Source organism: Xylanimonas oleitrophica (genome assembly GCF_003244315.1).
In the GTDB taxonomy this organism is placed as follows: Bacteria; Actinomycetota; Actinomycetes; order Actinomycetales; family Cellulomonadaceae; genus Xylanimonas_A; species Xylanimonas_A oleitrophica.
This window is the reverse complement of record NZ_QKWH01000011.1, coordinates 24,343-40,513: the sequence shown is the minus strand read 5'-3', so window position 1 is coordinate 40,513 and position 16,171 is coordinate 24,343. Positions and strand designations below refer to the sequence as shown.

Sequence of the window (16,171 nt, the reverse complement as noted above, 5' to 3'; positions counted from 1 at the left end):
GATGCGCCGTCCCCGGATCGGCGTGATGGGTGGGACGTTCGACCCCATCCACCACGGCCACCTCGTGGCAGCCTCGGAGGTCGCCTCGAGCTTCGACCTCGACGAGGTCGTCTTCGTGCCCACGGGGAAGCCGGGGTTCAAGCAGCACCAGAAGGTCTCGCCGGCCGAGCACCGCTACCTGATGACCGTCATCGCGACGGCGTCCAACCCGCGGTTCAAGGTCAGCCGGGTCGACATCGACCGTCCGGGCCTCACGTACACCGTGGACACCCTGCGGGACCTGCAGGCCGCACGGCCCGACGCGGAGCTGTTCTTCATCACCGGGGCGGACGCCGTCGCGCAGATCCTGGCCTGGAAGGATGCGGCGCAGCTGTGGGACATGGCACACTTCGTCGCCGTCACACGGCCGGGCCACCGGATGCAGATCGACGGCATCCCGGAGGGGGCCGTGACGACGCTCGAGGTGCCCGCCATGGCCATCTCCTCGACCGACTGCCGTCGGCGCGCGGAGGCTGGTCAGCCGGTGTGGTACCTCGTGCCGGACGGTGTGGTCCAGTACATCGCCAAGCACGGTCTGTATCGAGGTCTCAGGGACGACACAAGCGATGAGTGAGAACAACCCCAGCACGGGCCGCCCGCTGACGCGCCGTGAGATCCGGGAGCGTGAGGCGGCCGCCGCAGCACGCGCGGCGGGTGCCGCCCCGGCGGGCCACCAGGCCGCCGGGTACGCCGCCCCTGCGCAGCCGCCGTCGCGCCGCACCATGCACGCGCCCTCCCAGCCGTCGGCGCCGCAGGCTCCCGTGGTGCGCCCGCCGACGGCGTCGGGTGGCATGCGCGGCCTGGACGAGACCGGCCGGCTGACGCCCGTGCGCAGCGCGCCCGAGGGGCACGTGCCGTCGACCCCGGCACCTGGCGCTCCCACGCGGATGCCGTCCCGCCAGCAGGCAGCACCGGCGGCGCCCTCGTTCGGACAGCAGCCCGCGCAGCGTCCCGCCTCCCCGTGGTCCACCGCGGCCCCGGCGTCCGCTCCCACGCGGACCCAGCCGCCCACGGGTGCGGCACCCGCGGCCTCGCGCGGGGCGGACGCCCGTGCGGCCGCGCCGACGGCGTTCCCGCCCACGACCGGCTCGGCCCCGGCCGCTCCATCGCGACAGGGGGGCGCCACGCCGAGCTGGGGGGCGATCACCGGGGCCCCGGCCTCCGGGCCCGCCCAGCCTTCCGCCGCGTCTCCCGCGCAGCCGCCCGCCACGGCCCCCCGGCCGGGGTCGCTGCCGCCCTCGCGGCCCCAGGGGTCGCCGTTCGACTCGTTCGTGGCGCCCGAGCAGCCGGTGCGCGCGCGGGAGGCGGCCCAACCGGACGAGGACGAGTACGACGAGCCCTCGGCCTCCTACACCTGGCTGCACTACATCATCCTGGTCGTCGTCGCCTTCGTGCTGGGCCTGCTGCTGTGGAAGCTCCTCGACAACGAGAGCCCCAGCTTCGAGCCGCAGAGCGCCCCCGTGAGCGCGACGACCGTCCACGAGCACTCCGGAGGACTTCTGTGACCGCTACCGAGCGCGCCGTCGAGCTGGCGGGTGTCGCCGCCCGTGCGGCCTCGAACCTCAAGGCCGAGGAGATCATCGCCCTCGACGTGAGCGAGCAGCTCGTCCTGACCGACGTGTTCCTCATCGCCTCGGGCACGAACGAGCGCCAGGTCGTGGCGATCGTCGACGCCGTCGAGGAGGCCATGCACAAGGCCGGTGCCAAGCCGATCCGTCGCGAGGGCAAGGCCGAGGGGCGCTGGGTGTTGCTCGACTTCGGCGAGGTGGTGGTGCACGTGCAGCACGCCGAGGACCGCGTCTACTACGCGCTCGAGCGGCTCTGGAAGGACTGCCCCGTGGTGCCGCTGCCCGAGGACGTCACGCAGGCCCCGTCGGCCGAGCCGACCCACACCTCCTGAGGCCCGCCGTGGCTGCCGGCACCGTGGTCATGCTCCGGCACGGGCGCACCTCCTGGAACGTGGGGGAGCGTCTGCAGGGGCAGACCGACATCGACCTCGACGAGGTGGGGCGCTGGCAGGCGGCCGAGGCGGCGGCGTGCCTGGTGCGCACGCACCGGGCGTCGCTCGTGGTGTCCTCCGACCTCGCGCGAGCGGCGGACACGGCGGCGGCCTACGCGAGCCTGCTCGGGCTGGACGTCGTCACCGACGCTCGTCTGCGCGAGCGCGCCTTCGGGGAGTGGGAGGGGCTCACCGGCGCGGAGATCTCCGCGCGGTGGCCGGAACAGTATGCGGCCTGGCGGGCCGGGCACGACGAGGACGGCGTGCCGCCCGGCGGCGAGACCCGGCGCGAGGCCGCGGCCCGCTTCCACGCGGCCGTCGAGGAGCACGCGGCGTCCGTGCCGGACGACGGCACGCTCGTCGTGGTCTCGCACGGGGCGGCCATCACCCTGGGCGTCACCGCCATGCTGGGCCTGGACCCGCAGCGGTGGCGCGGCGTCGTGGGGCTGACGAACGCGCACTGGTCGCAGCTGCGGCGGTCCGGGGGCGACGCCGAGCCGGCGTGGCGCGTCGTGGCCCACAACGTGGGCGCCGCGTACACGCCGGAGGCCTGGCACGCAGGACCTGAGACGGGAGCGGAGCAGGAGTCCGACACCGCCGGGCTGAGCACGCACTGACCAGCGGTGGCGCAGGCCACTCCCGGGGCCGCCGATTTGGTGGTGGCGGTGCCCAGCGCATAGGATCACGGACGTTCCTTCGGGCCTGAGGCCCGCGGGGAACCCCGGAACGGACCTGACGGTCGCGCTCCGCGGGGCTGTGGCGCAGCTGGTAGCGCACCTGCATGGCATGCAGGGGGTCAGGGGTTCGAGTCCCCTCAGCTCCACCGGATCGAGATGTATCCGACGGGCGGATTCCGCCCTCGGGGCTGTGGCGCAGCTGGTAGCGCACCTGCATGGCATGCAGGGGGTCAGGGGTTCGAGTCCCCTCAGCTCCACCATGAGAGGCTTACTCGAACGGCATCCGAGGAACTGCCGTTGAAGAGTGTCTCCCGTTGTCGCACGTGGATTGTCATCAAAGAGACCGCCCTCCGGGGCGGTCTCTTTGCGCTTGGTGTGGCCCAGGGCGAACGCGGCCGGGTGTTGACGGCGGATGGCTTCCTGGTCGAGCTCGGCGACCGCGGCCCGGTACGCGGCTTCGGCTGCATGACGTCGGCTGTATGAAGTCGGCAGCGAACGGCCCGGTGATCCACGACATGGTTCCCGACGGTACCCAGATGAGAACGATTATCAAAAACGTAGAGTGGTGGGCGTGTCCGAGCATGGCATGCGTCCCGATCCGCTCCGCCGCGCCTCCTTCCCGCCGCTGTGGGCGCGTGTGAGGTGCGCTTCGCGTACGAGGGCGCCGACGTCGTCCATGCCGTCTCCCTCGAGCTGCCGTGCGGTTTCGTCACGGCGCTGTGCGGCCCGAGTGGATCGGGCGAGTCGGCGCTCGTCGGGCTGCTCGCGGGCGTGATCGAGCGGGGTGGACCGCTCGCCTTCGTCGTGCAGCGCCCCGATGTGCCCGACGCGTCGCCGATGTCGTACGTATGCGCTGGCCGAGGAATCGGCCGGGGGCGGCGGTGCTGTGCGTCACGCACGACGGCGACGCGATCGCCGCGGCCGACCGCGTCATCCGGCTCGAGCGCGGCATGAGGAACGGAGTCAGAACCTTCAGCAGGCCCCGATGCCATCTCCGCCGGGAACCTGCAGGTATGTGAGGATCATCGTGGCGGTCTTTCACGCCGTCGTGCTGAGGTGGACCATCGCGTCGTAGAGCTGTTTTTCCGTCATGGGTGGCTCGGGGATCGGATGTGCCCGCTCGGCCCGGTAGGCGTCGAGGATGAGGTAGAGGCTGCGTCTCCAGGCGGTCGGCGCGGTGGCGGTGGTGGCGTCGATCATCCGGCCGTTGGACCAGATGAGGTTGACGATGTCCGCCAGCGTGATGTCCGGACGCACCTGCCCGGCGTCTTGGGCGCGGGTGAGCACGTCTTCGATCTGTTGGCACATCTGGTCGTGGATGCGCTCGGTGTCAGCGTTGCCCGGGAAGCGGCGAGAGAGGAAGTCGTTGAAGCCTCGGTCTCCAGCCTGCACGCGGAACAGGTTCTCCAGGTAGGAGACGAATCCGTCCCACGGGTCGTCGATCTCGAGTGCCTTCTTCGATCCGTCGGCGAACTCCCGAAGTCGAGGCTCGAGGGCGGCCAGGAGCAGATCCAGGCGTGTCGGAAAGTGGCGGTACAGGGTTCCGATGGCGACGCCTGCGTCGCGCGCGATCCCTTCCAGGGAAGCTTCCACGCCTCGTGCGGCGAACTCTCGCCGTGCCGCGGCAAGGAGCCGGTCATGACGGTCTTGCGCGTCGCGGCGCCAGGGCCCTCGCGTCGGCTCGACGTCGCTGGTACTCACGTAGCCGATTTTACCCCGGGAACTGAGGGAGTCCTCCGGTTCTGGTCCGGGAGCGCTGCAGCAGCAGGATGAGGAAGGTCCTGTCGCAAGTCCGTCATCGCCGTTCGGAATAGGTGAGGCACCCCTCCGGTTAAGTCGAACAACCGGAGGGGTGCCTCAGCTTATGTTTCGGTCACCCAGCCCGCTGAGAGCCCCCCGGCCAACCGATACACATCACGAAGGAGCGCAGGATGCGCAGGATCAGCATCATCGGAACGGGGAACATGGCCAGCGCCATCGGAGCCCTGGCCATCAAGGGCGGCAACACAGTCGAGGTCATCGGCCGAGACCGGGCGAAGGCGGTCGCACTGGCCCGAGCGCTCGGTGGCGATGCCACGATCGGCGCCTGGGGCGCCGTCCCTACCGGAGACATCGTCATCCTCGCCGTGCTGTTCGAGAGTGCCGTGGAGATCGTCCGCGAGTACGGGGACGCGCTGGTCGACAAGATCATCGTCGACATCACGAACCCCTTCAGCCCCACCGGCAGCGGACTGGCGATCCCTGACGACACGTCCATCGCGCAGATGGTGGCGGAGGTCGCTCCGGCGTCCGCGCACGTCGTCAAGGCGTTCAACACCCTCTTCCGCGACGTCCTGGCGTCGGGCGGCCCGCGGGACGTGTTCATGGCCGGCGATGACGCGCAGGCGAAGGCGAGCCTGTCCGCGTTCATCACGAGCCTCGGGCATCGCCCGCGGGACGTCGGTGCGCTGAGCATGGCGCACTGGCTGGAGGGCGCGAGCCTGCTGGAGATGGGGCTTGCCCGCAACGGCTTGGGGTTCACCCTCTCCCTCGGCATCGACTTCGGAGGGGCAAAGTAGTCATGGGAAAGCTCGATGGCAAGGTTGCGGTCATTACAGGCGCGACGAGCGGGATGGCGCTCGCCGGCGCCAGACTGTTCGTCGAGGAAGGGGCCCACGTCTTCATCACGGGCAGGAGGAAGGGCGCCCTGGACGAAGCCGTGAAGTCTATCGGCCGGAACGTGACCGGCGTACAGGCCGACGCGTCCAAGCTCGATGATCTCGACCGCCTCTTCGAGAGGGTCGCGCAGGAGAAGGGCGCGATCGATGTCCTCTGGGCGAGCGCAGGAGGCGGCGAGCAGAGCGGACTGGGCGAGATCACCGAGCAGCAGTTCGATGCCGCTTTCGATCTCAACGCGAAGGGAACGCTGTTCACGGTCCAGAAGGCGCTGCCGCTGTTCAACGACGGCGGCTCGATCCTCATGACCGGCTCGAACGCCTCGCTCCGGGGGTACCCCGCCTGGAGCGTGTATGCCGGCAGCAAAGCCGTGCTCGCCGCGTACGCCCGGGTGTGGGTGGCCGAACTGCGAGACCGGAAGATCCGCGTGAACGTGCTGACGCCGGGCTCCGTCGCCACGCCGATGATGGGTGACGTACTCAGCCCAGAGCTGAAGGCGATGTTCGAATCCGTGATCCCACGGCGAGAGATGGGACACCCACAAGAGATCGCATCGGCCGCGCTGTTCCTCGCCTCCGACGACTCGAGCTACGTCAACGGCATGGAACTGGTCGCCGACGGCGGCACCACCGTGATCTGACCGCGACAACGCCGGTGATGCTCACCGCTCGCATCCAGCAGTGAGCATCACCGGCCACGACTTGCTGAACAGAAGCCGCCTTCGCCCCGCTGCGACAGCGAAGTGCACGGCCAGCAGCCGGCGCACTCCGTCCCTCAGGCCGCCGTCAAACTCCTGCGGTATCGGCTGGGGCGCACGCCGTACTCGCGCTGGAAGGCGGTGCTCAGGGCGTAGGCGCTGGAGTATCCGACCTGGCGCGCGACCTCTTGCACCGTGGCGTCGCCACGCTCGAGGAGGTCGGCGGCCACGCACAGCCGCCAGCCGGTCAGGTAGGACATCGGTGGCTCTCCCAGCAGGTCGGTGAAGCGGCGCGCCAGCGTGGCGCGCGAGACGTGCGCCTGCCGGGCCAACAGCTCGATGGTCCACGGTTCGTGAGGCGCCTCGTGGATCGCCGCGAGCGCGGCTCCCACGATCGGGTCCGAGCTGGCCCGGTACCAGCCGGGGGACTTCGCCCCCGGGAGCGCGAACCAGTCACGCAGTGCGCCGACCAGCACCAGGTCCAGCAGCCGGTCCAGGACGGCCTGCTGGCCGGGTTCGTCACGGAGCGTCTCAGCCTCGAGCAGTTCCAGTGCAGCCATGCGCTGGGCGGCCTGCGGTACCACGAGCACGCGCGGGAGCGCGCTCAGCAGGCGATCGGCGACGCGTCCCGTCACGGTGAAGGAGCCGGTCAGCATGACGTCGTCGGCGTCGAGCTGTGTGCCGCAGGTCCGGGTGCCCAGCGCGATGCTGTCCGCCGGGTTGCCCGCAGCGTCGAGGCAGACCCCTGCTTCCGTCTGGACATACAGGGGTTCCGGGCTCGTCTCCGGGTCGCTGGTCACGCTGAAGGGGGCGGGCCCCACGACGACGGCGACGGTGCGGGGTGCGAGGTGGTGGGCCGCGCCGTCGTCGATGATCCAGGCGTCGCCGCGGAGCATCGCCACCAGGGAGAGGGAGGCCTGCTCCTCGAAGGCGGCCGACCACGGAGGGTTCGCCAGCGTCCGCCCCAGCAGCGCCCCGGAGGATCGGATGTGGTTGAGCACATCGGTCAGAGCGTCCACGGCGTCAGGTTAGACGGTGGAGCATCTTGATGAGACTGACGGCGATTCATCGTCTCGACGGGTTCGGGTGGGATGGGGAGCATGAGCTCGTTCCATGAACCGACACCAGGTCGTGCCCACTGGGTCTACACCCACCCTCGACCCGACTCGCTGAACCGGCACCTCTTCGACGCCGGGCGGGCTGCGCTGGCGGAGCGGTACGAGGTGACGGTCTCGGACCTCTACGCGCAGGGGTTCAGCCCTGCGCTCGGCGAGCGTGACCTGGGCAGCCTCGCCGGGCACCCCGGGAACCTCGCCGAGCTGACAGGGCAGGCCTACGCGCGGGGAGAGGTCGAGCCCGAGGTGAGGCGTGAGCAGGAGAACCTCGCCGCTGCCGAGCTGCTGGTGCTCCAGTTTCCGCTGTGGTGGTACGGGCCGCCGGCGATGCTCAAGGGCTGGATCGACCGCGTGCTGCAGACCGGGTTCGCCCAGGGTGACCTCGATGCGGCGACGGGGCTGCCGCGCCGGTACGGGGACGGTCGGTTGTCGGGCCGAAGGGCGTTGATCGTCGTCACCGCCGGTGACGACCAGCGCACGCTGGGTCCGCGTGGCGTCAGCGGCGACCTCGACTCGCTGCTCTTCCCCCTGACGCACGGTGCCCTCTGGTACGTGGGGATCGAGGCGCTGGACCTCCACGTGGTCTACGACGCCGACGGCATCGACCGCGCGGGCCGGGAGCACGAGACCGAGCGTCTCGTCACGAGGATCTCCGGCCTGCCCCAGGAGCGCGGCCGGCCCTACCGCCGTCTGCTGGACGGGGACTACGGCCGGCAGACCCGGACCCTGGACCCAGACATCCACCCCGGCCGCACGGATCTGGCCATCCACTACGCGGACTGAAGCCCCGCCCGCTCCGGCGCAGAGGGACCCGCGGACCAGGCGACGCGCAGCACGACGGCGCCTGCACCGTGGTGCGGTGAGCATCAGGTGAGCATCAGGTGAGGGTCGTAGCCTGAGCCCGGCCCGGTGCGGGCCCCACCGCCAGCGGGAGGTCACCCTGTTCACCGAGTCCGGTCACGGTTTCACGGGCCTGAGCGGCTTCGCCGCCGACGTGCTCACGAGCATGGGCGACGTCGGTGTCGGCCTGCTGGTGCTGCTGGAGATGGTCTTCCCCCCGATCCCCAGCGAGGTGGTGCTCCCGTTCGCCGGGTACCTGTCGCAGGCAGGTGACCTGAGCCTGCCGTGGCTGTGCGTGTGGAGCACCGTCGGCGCCTGGCTGGGCTCGCTGGTCTACTACGGGATCGGCCGGGCGGTGGGTATGGCGCGGGCCGTGCGGCTGCTGGCCGCCACCCGCCTCGTGAGCCGCTCCGACCTCGAGCGGGGCGCCGCCTGGTTCGAGCGGCACGGTGGGGGGGCGGTGTTCGTCGGGCGGCTCATCCCGGGCGTGCGCAGCGTGATCTCGCTGCCCGCTGGGGCGGCGCGGATGAACCTGCTCTCCTTCAGCGCCTTCACGCTGCTCGGCAGCGGGATCTGGAACACGGTGCTCATCTCGCTGGGCGCCGCCCTCGGTACCCAGCACGAGCGGCTCCACCAGTACCTCGGGTACGTCGACTACGTCGTCTACACGGCGGTCGCCGTGGCGGTGGCGGTGCTGGTCGTGCGGCGCGTGCGGGAACATCGCCGGGAGGCGACGTCGGCCTCGGGGCCTGCTTCTCAATGACGGTGACCCGGTACGACGCCGGCCCCTAGGGTCGGCGCATGACTTTCGACGCCGACGATCTGCTCGCCGGCCCGCGGGGGCGGCGGCTCTGCCTCGCGCTGGTCGTCGACGCTGACGACGGTGTCCGGGAGGCGGTGCGCGACGCCGCGTACGAGCTGGACCCCGGCCGTGGGACGACGGTCATGAGGCTGGGGGCGGGCGGGCACCGGCACGCGTCGCGGACCCCACGGGTCTCGCCCACCGACGTCGCCCGCGCGATCGACGCCGCGGGCGTGCCCGCCGTGGACGCCCGGCGGCTGCTCCTGGCGCTCGCGGCCGCCGTCGACCACGCCCGCTACTGGCAGCCACCGGACGGCGAGGACGTGCTCGCGGCGACGCCGGAGGTCTGCGCCGCGCTGCGGCCCGTCGCGGACGCCGTCGTCACCTCGCCACACACCCGGTGGTGGTCGGCGCCGTGCGCCACCGCTGAGCAGTCGGCCGTGCGGGTGTCCCCGTACGACGCCGACGCGGCGTGGCCGGAGCGGGGGGTGGTCCAGGCCCCGGTGGACGGGGCGGCGCGGGTGCTGGACGCGTGGCGCCGGGCCACCCGGCGCACCGAGCAGCGGTGGCCTGCCGAGCGGGGCGTGCCCCTGGGAGAGGGCACGAGCGGTGAGTGGTGGTCCTCGCCGCCGCACGGTCTCGCACGCACCACGCGCCATGTCGACGGGTTCGGTCCCGCGAGCCTCTGGCTGGCGGAGGACTCGTACGGGCCGGACGCGGCGCTCGTCGCTGCGGTCACGCTGCCCGAGGGGGCTCGCGTGATCGAGGTCGACGGGCCCCAGGAGTGGGCGGACCTGTGCCGCCGCTTCCCGCTGGAGGTCACGGCGTCGCGTCGCCACGACTGGTTCCGCACCACGGGCCGGGGCGAAGGGCGGTGGGTGCTGCCCGACTGGGCGGCGGTGGCGGAGGTGGCCGACGGCGTGCACGTGTCGGTGGCGGGGTACCTGGCCACCGCCGGGCGGGCGGTGCCGGTGGCCGACGGCGTCACCAGCGTGCCCGCCGGCTGGTCCCCGGACACCACCTGGTGGCTGCGGGACGTCGTCGAGGAGGGCCCGGCGGTCGGGTGGCGCTACGACAGGGAGCGCGACGCCTGGGCCCCGGCGCGGGACTAGCCCGCCTGACCGGCGCCGGTGTCAGGCCATGAGCGGCAGCCGGCCCACGATCTTGGCGACCCGGTTGCGCGGCCCCACGATCGAGACCGCGTGCGGTGCGAGCTCGTCGGCCGGTGTCGTGGAGACGGCGGTGAGGTACTCGTCGTAGACGCGGGTCTGCTGGCCGACGGCCGGCATGTCGGCGACGTGGACGCCGAGGCTGGCGACGGCCTTGGCGCGCAGCCGCGCGATCTCGGAGGCAGGGGCGGCGAGCACGGTGCAGCCGATCCAGGGCAGCCCGGGGTGCAGGGTGCCGTCGGCGTCGGTGACGGACGGGCCGCGGAGCCCGGTCACTTCGCCGGAGGTGGCGGCGGCCACGCACACGGCGGCGTTGACGGCCCGCCCGGGCGGCAGGGACTCGTCCACGACCACCACCCACTTGAGGCGGGCGTCGCGGGTGCTGGTGTCGGTGCGGACCTCGTGCGGCTCGAAGCCCACGGGCTCGGCGACGGGGGTGGTCTCGGCGGCGGCCGCCGCAGCGGGCGTGGCAGTGGTCATGACGGCGAGCGTAGGCACGGGACCGGACGGACGGCGGCCGATCCGAGCGATCGACGGCAGGCCGGCGTCCAGCGTCCGCTCGCGCGGACGATGTACGGCAGAGGAGAGGCAATGCCGTGCAGCGTCCGCCTATGCTCGGATCATGCCGGACCTCGACTCGCTCGACCTCGCGATCCTCCGGGAGCTGCAGAAGGACGCCCGCCGTACCAACCGCGACGTCGCCGCAGCGGTGGGGGTCGCGCCCACCACGGCGCTCGACCGCACCCGGGCGCTGCGCGAGCGCGGCGTCATCACGGGCGCACGCCTGGAGGTGGACCTGGGCGCCATCGGCCGCCCGGTGCAGGCTCTCGTGGCCGTACGGATCCGGCCGCCCTCGCGCGCCAACATCGAGGGCTTCCGCACGTGGGCGGCCGGACTCCCGGAGACGCTGGGCGTGTTCGTCACGAGCGGCACCGAGGACTTCCTCATCCACGTGGCCGTGCCCGACAACGACGCCCTCTACTCGTTCGTCATCGACGGGCTGACGCAGCGGCGCGAGGTGGCCGACGTCCGCACGTCGGTGGTGTACGAGCACCTGCAGACGCGGGCCGTCGAGCCGCCTGCGCCCCGGCGTCGTCACCGCTGACGAGGCTCCGGCTCCGGTCGCTGCCGCCCAACGGCCGGCGGAGAGGACGCCGGCCCCGGGGCGACGGCCCGCTCCCACGAGGCGACGGGTCCGGGCACGACGGTGAACAGCGGGTGCGGCCGTGGCTGCTGCGTCTCGGCGACCACCCGTGCGGCGTGCCCCGGGCTGCGCCGCCGCATCCGGTCGGTCAGCACGCGCCACTCGAGGTCGAGCTGTCCGTCGGTCACGGGGATCCGCGGCACTCCCGGTGCGTGGCCGGTCACCTCCCTGGCCTGCGTGCCGGTCGGGTCACGGCTCGGGTCGCCGGGCGCGCCCGTCTGGCCCCAGCCACCCGGCGGCCGGCCGATCCTGCTGCGGTCGAACCGGTAGCCGCGCCGGCCGGCCTCGTCCGCGACGCCGGCCAGGTAGGCGCCCACGGAGGCGAGCGGGTCGGGCTGCTCACGGAAGCGCTCGAGCTGGGGGTGGTGCCGGTAGCCGCGCGTGCGCTCGGCGAGCACGGCCTGCGCCAGGAGCGCCTCCCGCCAGCACGCGGTCAGGCCCTGCCGGTCCAGGTACGCGGGGTCCAGGGACCACAGCCTCACCGGCGGCCTGCCACCGGTCGACCTGCCGCCACGGCCGCGCTCAGCGCCGCAGCACGACGACGCCCGGCCCCGGGAGCGCGACGGCACCGCCCTCGGGGGCGACGTCGTCCCAGGAGAGCACCACCCGTGGTGCGGCGCCGCCGCCACCCTTGCCACCGTCGCCCGCGCCGGGGAGCGGCACGGACGCGCCGGTCTCGGCCCAGGCGACGACGACGTCGAGCACCTCGTCGCCCTCGGGCGCACGCCGCGACATCACGAGCCACCCGTCCCCGGTGCGCACCTCCAGCAGCGTGCGGTCCCCGGACGCGACGGCGGGCTCGGCGTGCCGCAGGGCGGCCAGCTCGCGGTAGAAGGCGAGGAGCCGGGCGTGGTGCCCGCTCTCGTGCTCGTCCCAGTCGAGACGGGACGCCTCCACGGTGCCGGGCGACTGCGGGTCCGGCACCTCGACGTCGTGCCCGTACAGCTCGGCCCAGCCGTGCGTGCCGAACTCCTCCGCGCGGCCCTGGCGCACCGCCTCGGCGAGGTCGGGCTCGGCGTGGTCGGTGAAGTACTGGAACGGGGTGGTGGCTCCCCACTCCTCGCCCATGAACAGCATCGGCGTGCCGGGACCGAGCAGCACGACGGCGGCGGCCACGGCGAGCTGCCCGGGGGAGAGTACCCGGGACGGGCGGTCGCCCAGCGCACGGTTGCCCACCTGGTCGTGATCCTGGGAGAACACGACGAACCGCCGCCCGTCCACGCCGTCCGGCACCGGGGCGCCCCACTCCCGCTCGCGGAACGAGGAGTAGCCGCCGTCGTGCACGAACACGTGCCGCAACGCCTTGGCCATCGTCTCGGGGGAGCCGAAGTCGCCGTAGTAGCCCTGGCGCTCGCCGGTGAGCAGCGCGTGCAGGGCGTGGTGCACGTCGTCGGCCCACTGGGCGGTCATGCCCCAGCCCGAGCGCCCGTCGAGCTCGGCGGACGTGGGCGTGACCATGCGGGCGTCGTTGAGATCGGACTCTGCGATCAGCGACAGCGGCCGCCCCACCTCGGCGGAGAGGTCCGCGACGGCGTCGGCGAGCTCGGCGAGCAGGTGCCGGGGCGAGTCGTCCACGAGGGCGTGCACCGCGTCCAGCCGCAAGGCGTCCACGTGGAAGTCGCGCAGCCAGCGCAGCGCGTTCTGCACCACGAACGCCCGCACCTCGCGCGCGTCGGCGCCGTCGAGGTTGACCGCCTGGCCCCAGGGGGTGTGGTGCCGGTCGGTGAAGTACGGGCCGAACGCACCGAGGTAGTTCCCCGACGGTCCCAGATGGTTGTAGACGACGTCGAGGCACACGGCCAGGCCGCGGGCGTGGGCTGCGTCCACGAAGCGTTGCAGGGCGGCGGGGCCGCCGTACGGGTCGTGCACGGCCCACAGGGCCACGCCGTCGTACCCCCAGCCGTGCCGGCCCGGGAAGGCGTTGACGGGCATGAGCTCGACGACGTCGACGCCGAGCGCGGCCAGGTGGTCGAGGCGGCCGGTCGCGGCGTCGAGCGTGCCCTCCGCGGTGAAGGTCCCCACGTGCAGCTCGTAGACGACGGCGCCGCGCACGTCGCGGCCGGCCCAGCCGGCGTCCGACCACGCGTGCGCACCGGTGTCGAAGGTGCGCGAGGGGCCGTGCACGCCGGCCGGCTGCCACGGGCTGCGCGGGTCCGGGAGCCCGGGCCCGCCGTCGATCGAGAACAGGTAGTCGGTGCCGGCCGGCAGTGTCTCGTCCGAACGCCACCAGCCGCCGGCCTCGGCGCGCATCACGCTGCGGACGTCGATCGAGCCCACCGCCGGGAGCACCAGCTCCACGCTCTGCGCCACCGGTGCCCACACCCGCACGTGCTCTTGCGTCACGGTTCCTCCTCCGTCCTGACCTGGGGCGCGGTGGCAGCCTCCAGGAGCGCCACGGGCCACGAGCCCAGCAGCTCGCCGAGCGTCCGGGCACCGCCGGCGTGCGTCGTCCCTGTGAGCACCGAGCGCCACACGTGGCCCTCGCCCGGGTCGGGGAGCACCACCGTGGCCTCGTGCGTGCCCCGCGTGGCGGCCTCGGCCAGGCGGGCGGCGACCGTGACCGCCCGCGGCGCGTCACCCTCGGACCGCACGAACGCCACCGCGTGACCCGTCGTCGTGGGCAGCGGCTCGTACCTGGCGTCCGGACCCACGAACGCACCCGGGTGACGGCGCCGCAGGCGCAGCGCGGCCGCGGTCAGCGCGAGCTTCTCCTCGGCGAGGTCGGCGGGTGCGCGACCGCCGTCGAGCCGCGCGAGCCGCTCCGCCAGCCCCGGGAGGTCGACCGGGCGGCGGTTGTCCGGGTCGACGAGCGAGGTGCCCGTGACCTCCGTGCCCTGGTAGACGTCCGCGACGCCCGGCACCGTCAGCTGCAGCGCCTTGGTGGCCAGCACCGAGCGCCGTACCGTCGGCGTCACGTGGGCCACCCAGGCGGTGAAGCCCTCGACGACGGCGGGGTGGCTGGTCAGCGCGACGGCGTAGGCGGTCATGGCCTCCTCGCGTGCCGTGTCCGAGGCCGTCCACGTGGTCCACGACTTCTGCTCCCGGGCTGCCTTGAGCAGGTACTCGCTCAGCCGCTCCGGCTCGATCGGCCCGGCAGGGGTCCACGTGCCCGCGAGCGTCTGCCAGACGCGGTTCTCCGTGGTGCCGTCCAGGTCCGCGGGGCGCAGGTCCGCTGTCGCCTCGCGCAGGCGGTGCACCAGGGCCACCCACTCCTCGGCATGGACGCTCAGGGCACCGATGCGTGAGCGGACGTCCTCACCACGCTTGGTGTCGTGCGTCGTCCCCGCCGTCATCGTGGCCGGCCAGGAGAGCGCGGTGCGCTGCGCGAACGCGTGCAGCTCGTCCGGCCCCACCCCGAACCGGCCCGGGTCGCCGCCCACCTCCGTCAGACTCACCAGGTGCGTCCAGCGGTAGTAGGCGGTGTCCTCGACACCCTTGGCCGTCACGGCCCCGCACGTCTGCTGGAACCGGACCACCAGCTCGGCGCGCCGCTCCTCGCCGCGGCGGCCCGCGCTGCCCACCTCGGCGCCGAGCAGCAGGTCGAGCACCACGTCGAGGGTGTCGTGCCGGTCGGGCTCCAGCCGGGCGCGTGCCACGGCGGCGGCCTCGCGCAGCGTGCGCTCGGCCTCGGCCGTCACCGGCTCGCCCGGCACCACGTACGCGCGGTACCGGTGGAACGCCACCACCAGCTCGACCACGCAGTCCTCGAGGGACCGGAACGTGTGGTCGCGCAGCCGCACGTCGTCGTGGCAGATCTCCGCGAGGAGCGTGGTCAGGCGGTGGATCTCCGCGTACAGCGACGTCGAGACCACCTGCCGCTTGGCGGCGTCGACGACGGCGGACAACGCGGCAGGCTCGTCGGTGAGCTCGGCCTGCAGCCGGGCGAGGGCCGCCGACCCGGCCGGGTCCACCTGGAGCGCGTGCAGGCGCCACGCGGCGTCGTACCCCGTGGTACCGGCCACGGGCCAGTCGTCGGGAAGGTCCTCGTCGCCCTCGAGGATCTTCTCCGCCGCCACCCACGCACCGCCGGTCGCCTCGTGCAGGCGGCGCAGGTAGCCGCGCGGGTCGGCCAGGCCGTCCGGATGGTCGATGCGGAACGCGTCCACCACGCCGGCCTCGAACAGCTCGAGCAGCAGGGCGTGCGTGGCGTCGAAGACCTCCGGGTCCTCCACCCGGACCGCGGCCAGGGTGCCGACGTCGAAGAACCGGCGGTAGTTGAGCTCCTCGTCCGCCACCCGCCAGTACGCCAGGCGGTAGTGCTGGCGGCCCACCAGCTCGGCCAGCGGCAGGTGCTCCGTCTCCGGGCGCACCGGCAGCACGTGGTCGTAGTAGCGCAGCACCGGCTGCTCGCCCTCGGTCTCCTCGCCGGGCACCACCACGTGGTCCAGGGTCAGCTCGCCCGAGGCCAGCACCGTGCCGATCCGCGCGCCCAGCACCGGCATGAGCAGCCCGCCCGCCGGGTCGGCGTCCGGGTCCTCGTCCAGGTCGACGTCGAACCAGCGCGCGTACGGCGACCGGGGGCCGTGCTTGAGCACCGACCACAGCGCCCGGTTGTGCCAGGCCGGGGTGGGCACAGCCATGTGGTTGGGCACGACGTCGACCACCACGCCCATGCCTCGGGCGTGCGCCGCCGCAGCCAGGCGCTCCAGGCCCTCCCTGCCGCCCATGACGTCGCTGACGCGCGCGTGGTCAACGACGTCGTAGCCGTGCGTGGATCCTGGCGCCGCCTGGAGCACGGGGGACAGGTACAGGTCGGTCACGCCCAGGGCGTCGAGATAGGGCAGCGCGGCCTCGGCGTCGGCGAAGCCGAAGCCAGGCCCGAGCTGGAGCCGGTACGTGCTCAGCGGCAGACGGCGGCCGGCGTGCGGCAGGTGGGGGTGCACGGCGACCACGCTGCCACGGGCGCCCCCTTCTCGCAGGTCACGGGACCCCGTGACCGCGCGCGCCTCGGCGGCGCCTCGTGCCAGGCCCCAC

Annotated in this window: 16 protein-coding genes and 2 tRNA genes; 12 read left to right on the top strand and 6 right to left on the bottom strand. The window is 73.1% G+C overall.

Annotated elements, in window-relative coordinates:
* The first annotated feature begins 1 nt into the window (after nt 1).
* From nadD to DNL40_RS12505, 6 genes are all read left to right on the top strand, one after another.
* A complete protein-coding gene (gene nadD / locus DNL40_RS12530) occupies nt 2-613 on the top strand; it encodes a nicotinate-nucleotide adenylyltransferase (RefSeq protein ID WP_111251599.1) in 612 nt (203 codons plus the stop codon).
* Nucleotides 606-1,544, top strand: coding sequence for a hypothetical protein (locus tag DNL40_RS12525; RefSeq protein WP_111251598.1), 939 nt, complete (start codon nt 606-608; stop codon nt 1,542-1,544). Before nadD ends, DNL40_RS12525 begins: the two co-directional genes overlap by 8 nt.
* Nucleotides 1,541-1,939, top strand: a complete 399-nt coding sequence (rsfS, locus tag DNL40_RS12520; RefSeq protein ID WP_111251597.1) for a ribosome silencing factor — start codon at nt 1,541-1,543, stop codon at nt 1,937-1,939. The genes DNL40_RS12525 and rsfS overlap by 4 nt, the downstream gene beginning before the upstream one ends.
* Nucleotides 1,940-1,947: 8 nt before the next feature.
* Entirely contained in the window at nt 1,948-2,655 is a 708-nt protein-coding gene (locus tag DNL40_RS12515; protein WP_111251596.1) for a histidine phosphatase family protein, read from the top strand.
* A 133-nt stretch (nt 2,656-2,788) separates the two neighbouring features.
* Nucleotides 2,789-2,861: transfer RNA gene (locus DNL40_RS12510), tRNA-Ala, on the top strand.
* A 38-nt stretch (nt 2,862-2,899) separates the two neighbouring features.
* Nucleotides 2,900-2,975, top strand: a tRNA-Ala gene (locus tag DNL40_RS12505).
* A gap of 778 nt (nt 2,976-3,753) precedes the next feature.
* Here DNL40_RS12505 and DNL40_RS12500 read toward each other — a convergent pair.
* Nucleotides 3,754-4,416, bottom strand: coding sequence for a TetR/AcrR family transcriptional regulator (locus DNL40_RS12500; RefSeq protein WP_111251595.1), 663 nt, complete (start codon nt 4,414-4,416; stop codon nt 3,754-3,756).
* 230 nt (nt 4,417-4,646) lie between these two features.
* Between DNL40_RS12500 and DNL40_RS12495 the strand changes: the two genes are divergently transcribed.
* Nucleotides 4,647-5,273, top strand: a complete 627-nt coding sequence (locus DNL40_RS12495) for an NADPH-dependent F420 reductase (protein ID WP_111251594.1) — start codon at nt 4,647-4,649, stop codon at nt 5,271-5,273.
* 2 nt (nt 5,274-5,275) lie between these two features.
* A complete protein-coding gene (locus tag DNL40_RS12490; RefSeq protein WP_111251593.1) occupies nt 5,276-6,010 on the top strand; it encodes an SDR family NAD(P)-dependent oxidoreductase in 735 nt (244 codons plus the stop codon).
* A gap of 134 nt (nt 6,011-6,144) precedes the next feature.
* On the opposite strand, the gene DNL40_RS12485 is transcribed toward DNL40_RS12490, so the two are convergent.
* Nucleotides 6,145-7,086, bottom strand: a complete 942-nt coding sequence (locus DNL40_RS12485; protein WP_111251592.1) for an AraC family transcriptional regulator — start codon at nt 7,084-7,086, stop codon at nt 6,145-6,147.
* Nucleotides 7,087-7,167: 81 nt separating this feature from the next.
* Here DNL40_RS12485 and DNL40_RS12480 point away from each other — a divergent pair, with 81 nt between their 5' ends.
* The 3 genes from DNL40_RS12480 to DNL40_RS12470 all read left to right on the top strand — a co-directional run bounded on the left by DNL40_RS12480 (nt 7,168) and on the right by DNL40_RS12470 (nt 9,936).
* Nucleotides 7,168-7,965 (top strand): NAD(P)H-dependent oxidoreductase, encoded by a 798-nt coding sequence (locus DNL40_RS12480; RefSeq protein ID WP_111251591.1) that lies wholly within the window; start codon nt 7,168-7,170, stop codon nt 7,963-7,965.
* 211 nt (nt 7,966-8,176) lie between these two features.
* Nucleotides 8,177-8,785 (top strand): DedA family protein, encoded by a 609-nt coding sequence (locus tag DNL40_RS12475; RefSeq protein WP_245885899.1) that lies wholly within the window; start codon nt 8,177-8,179, stop codon nt 8,783-8,785.
* 38 nt (nt 8,786-8,823) lie between these two features.
* Nucleotides 8,824-9,936, top strand: a complete 1,113-nt coding sequence (locus DNL40_RS12470; protein ID WP_111251589.1) for a hypothetical protein — start codon at nt 8,824-8,826, stop codon at nt 9,934-9,936.
* A 21-nt stretch (nt 9,937-9,957) separates the two neighbouring features.
* Here DNL40_RS12470 and DNL40_RS12465 read toward each other — a convergent pair whose 3' ends face one another.
* Nucleotides 9,958-10,473 carry a DUF2000 domain-containing protein gene (locus tag DNL40_RS12465; protein WP_111251588.1) on the bottom strand — a complete coding sequence of 172 codons (516 nt, stop codon included), beginning with the start codon at nt 10,471-10,473 and terminating at the stop codon, nt 9,958-9,960.
* A gap of 142 nt (nt 10,474-10,615) precedes the next feature.
* Between DNL40_RS12465 and DNL40_RS12460 the strand changes: the two genes are divergently transcribed.
* Nucleotides 10,616-11,098, top strand: coding sequence for an Lrp/AsnC family transcriptional regulator (locus tag DNL40_RS12460; protein ID WP_111251587.1), 483 nt, complete (start codon nt 10,616-10,618; stop codon nt 11,096-11,098).
* Here DNL40_RS12460 and DNL40_RS12455 read toward each other — a convergent pair.
* The 3 genes from DNL40_RS12455 to treY are packed head-to-tail and all read right to left on the bottom strand — an operon-like array spanning nt 11,089 to nt 16,080.
* Complete coding sequence (locus DNL40_RS12455; RefSeq protein ID WP_111251586.1) at nt 11,089-11,679, bottom strand: pyrimidine dimer DNA glycosylase/endonuclease V; 591 nt, start codon at nt 11,677-11,679, stop codon at nt 11,089-11,091. The genes DNL40_RS12460 and DNL40_RS12455 overlap by 10 nt on opposite strands.
* Nucleotides 11,680-11,719: 40 nt before the next feature.
* Nucleotides 11,720-13,540: a malto-oligosyltrehalose trehalohydrolase gene (gene treZ, locus DNL40_RS12450; protein ID WP_218926064.1), complete on the bottom strand. Its 1,821-nt coding sequence runs from the start codon at nt 13,538-13,540 to the stop codon at nt 11,720-11,722.
* Entirely contained in the window at nt 13,537-16,080 is a 2,544-nt protein-coding gene (gene treY, locus DNL40_RS12445) for a malto-oligosyltrehalose synthase (RefSeq protein WP_111251662.1), read from the bottom strand. The genes treZ and treY overlap by 4 nt, the downstream gene beginning before the upstream one ends.
* Between the last annotated feature and the right edge of the window lie 91 nt (nt 16,081-16,171).

Coding starts and splice junctions, on each gene's coding strand:
- DNL40_RS12465 (WP_111251588.1), bottom strand. CDS start 10,473: ATGACCACTGCCACGCCCGCTGCGGCGGCCGCCGCCGAGACCACCCCC.
- DNL40_RS12525 (WP_111251598.1), top strand. CDS start 606: ATGAGTGAGAACAACCCCAGCACGGGCCGCCCGCTGACGCGCCGTGAG.
- DNL40_RS12490 (WP_111251593.1), top strand. CDS start 5,276: ATGGGAAAGCTCGATGGCAAGGTTGCGGTCATTACAGGCGCGACGAGC.
- DNL40_RS12460 (WP_111251587.1), top strand. CDS start 10,616: ATGCCGGACCTCGACTCGCTCGACCTCGCGATCCTCCGGGAGCTGCAG.
- DNL40_RS12495 (WP_111251594.1), top strand. CDS start 4,647: ATGCGCAGGATCAGCATCATCGGAACGGGGAACATGGCCAGCGCCATC.
- DNL40_RS12480 (WP_111251591.1), top strand. CDS start 7,168: ATGAGCTCGTTCCATGAACCGACACCAGGTCGTGCCCACTGGGTCTAC.
- nadD (WP_111251599.1), top strand. CDS start 2: ATGCGCCGTCCCCGGATCGGCGTGATGGGTGGGACGTTCGACCCCATC.
- DNL40_RS12470 (WP_111251589.1), top strand. CDS start 8,824: ATGACTTTCGACGCCGACGATCTGCTCGCCGGCCCGCGGGGGCGGCGG.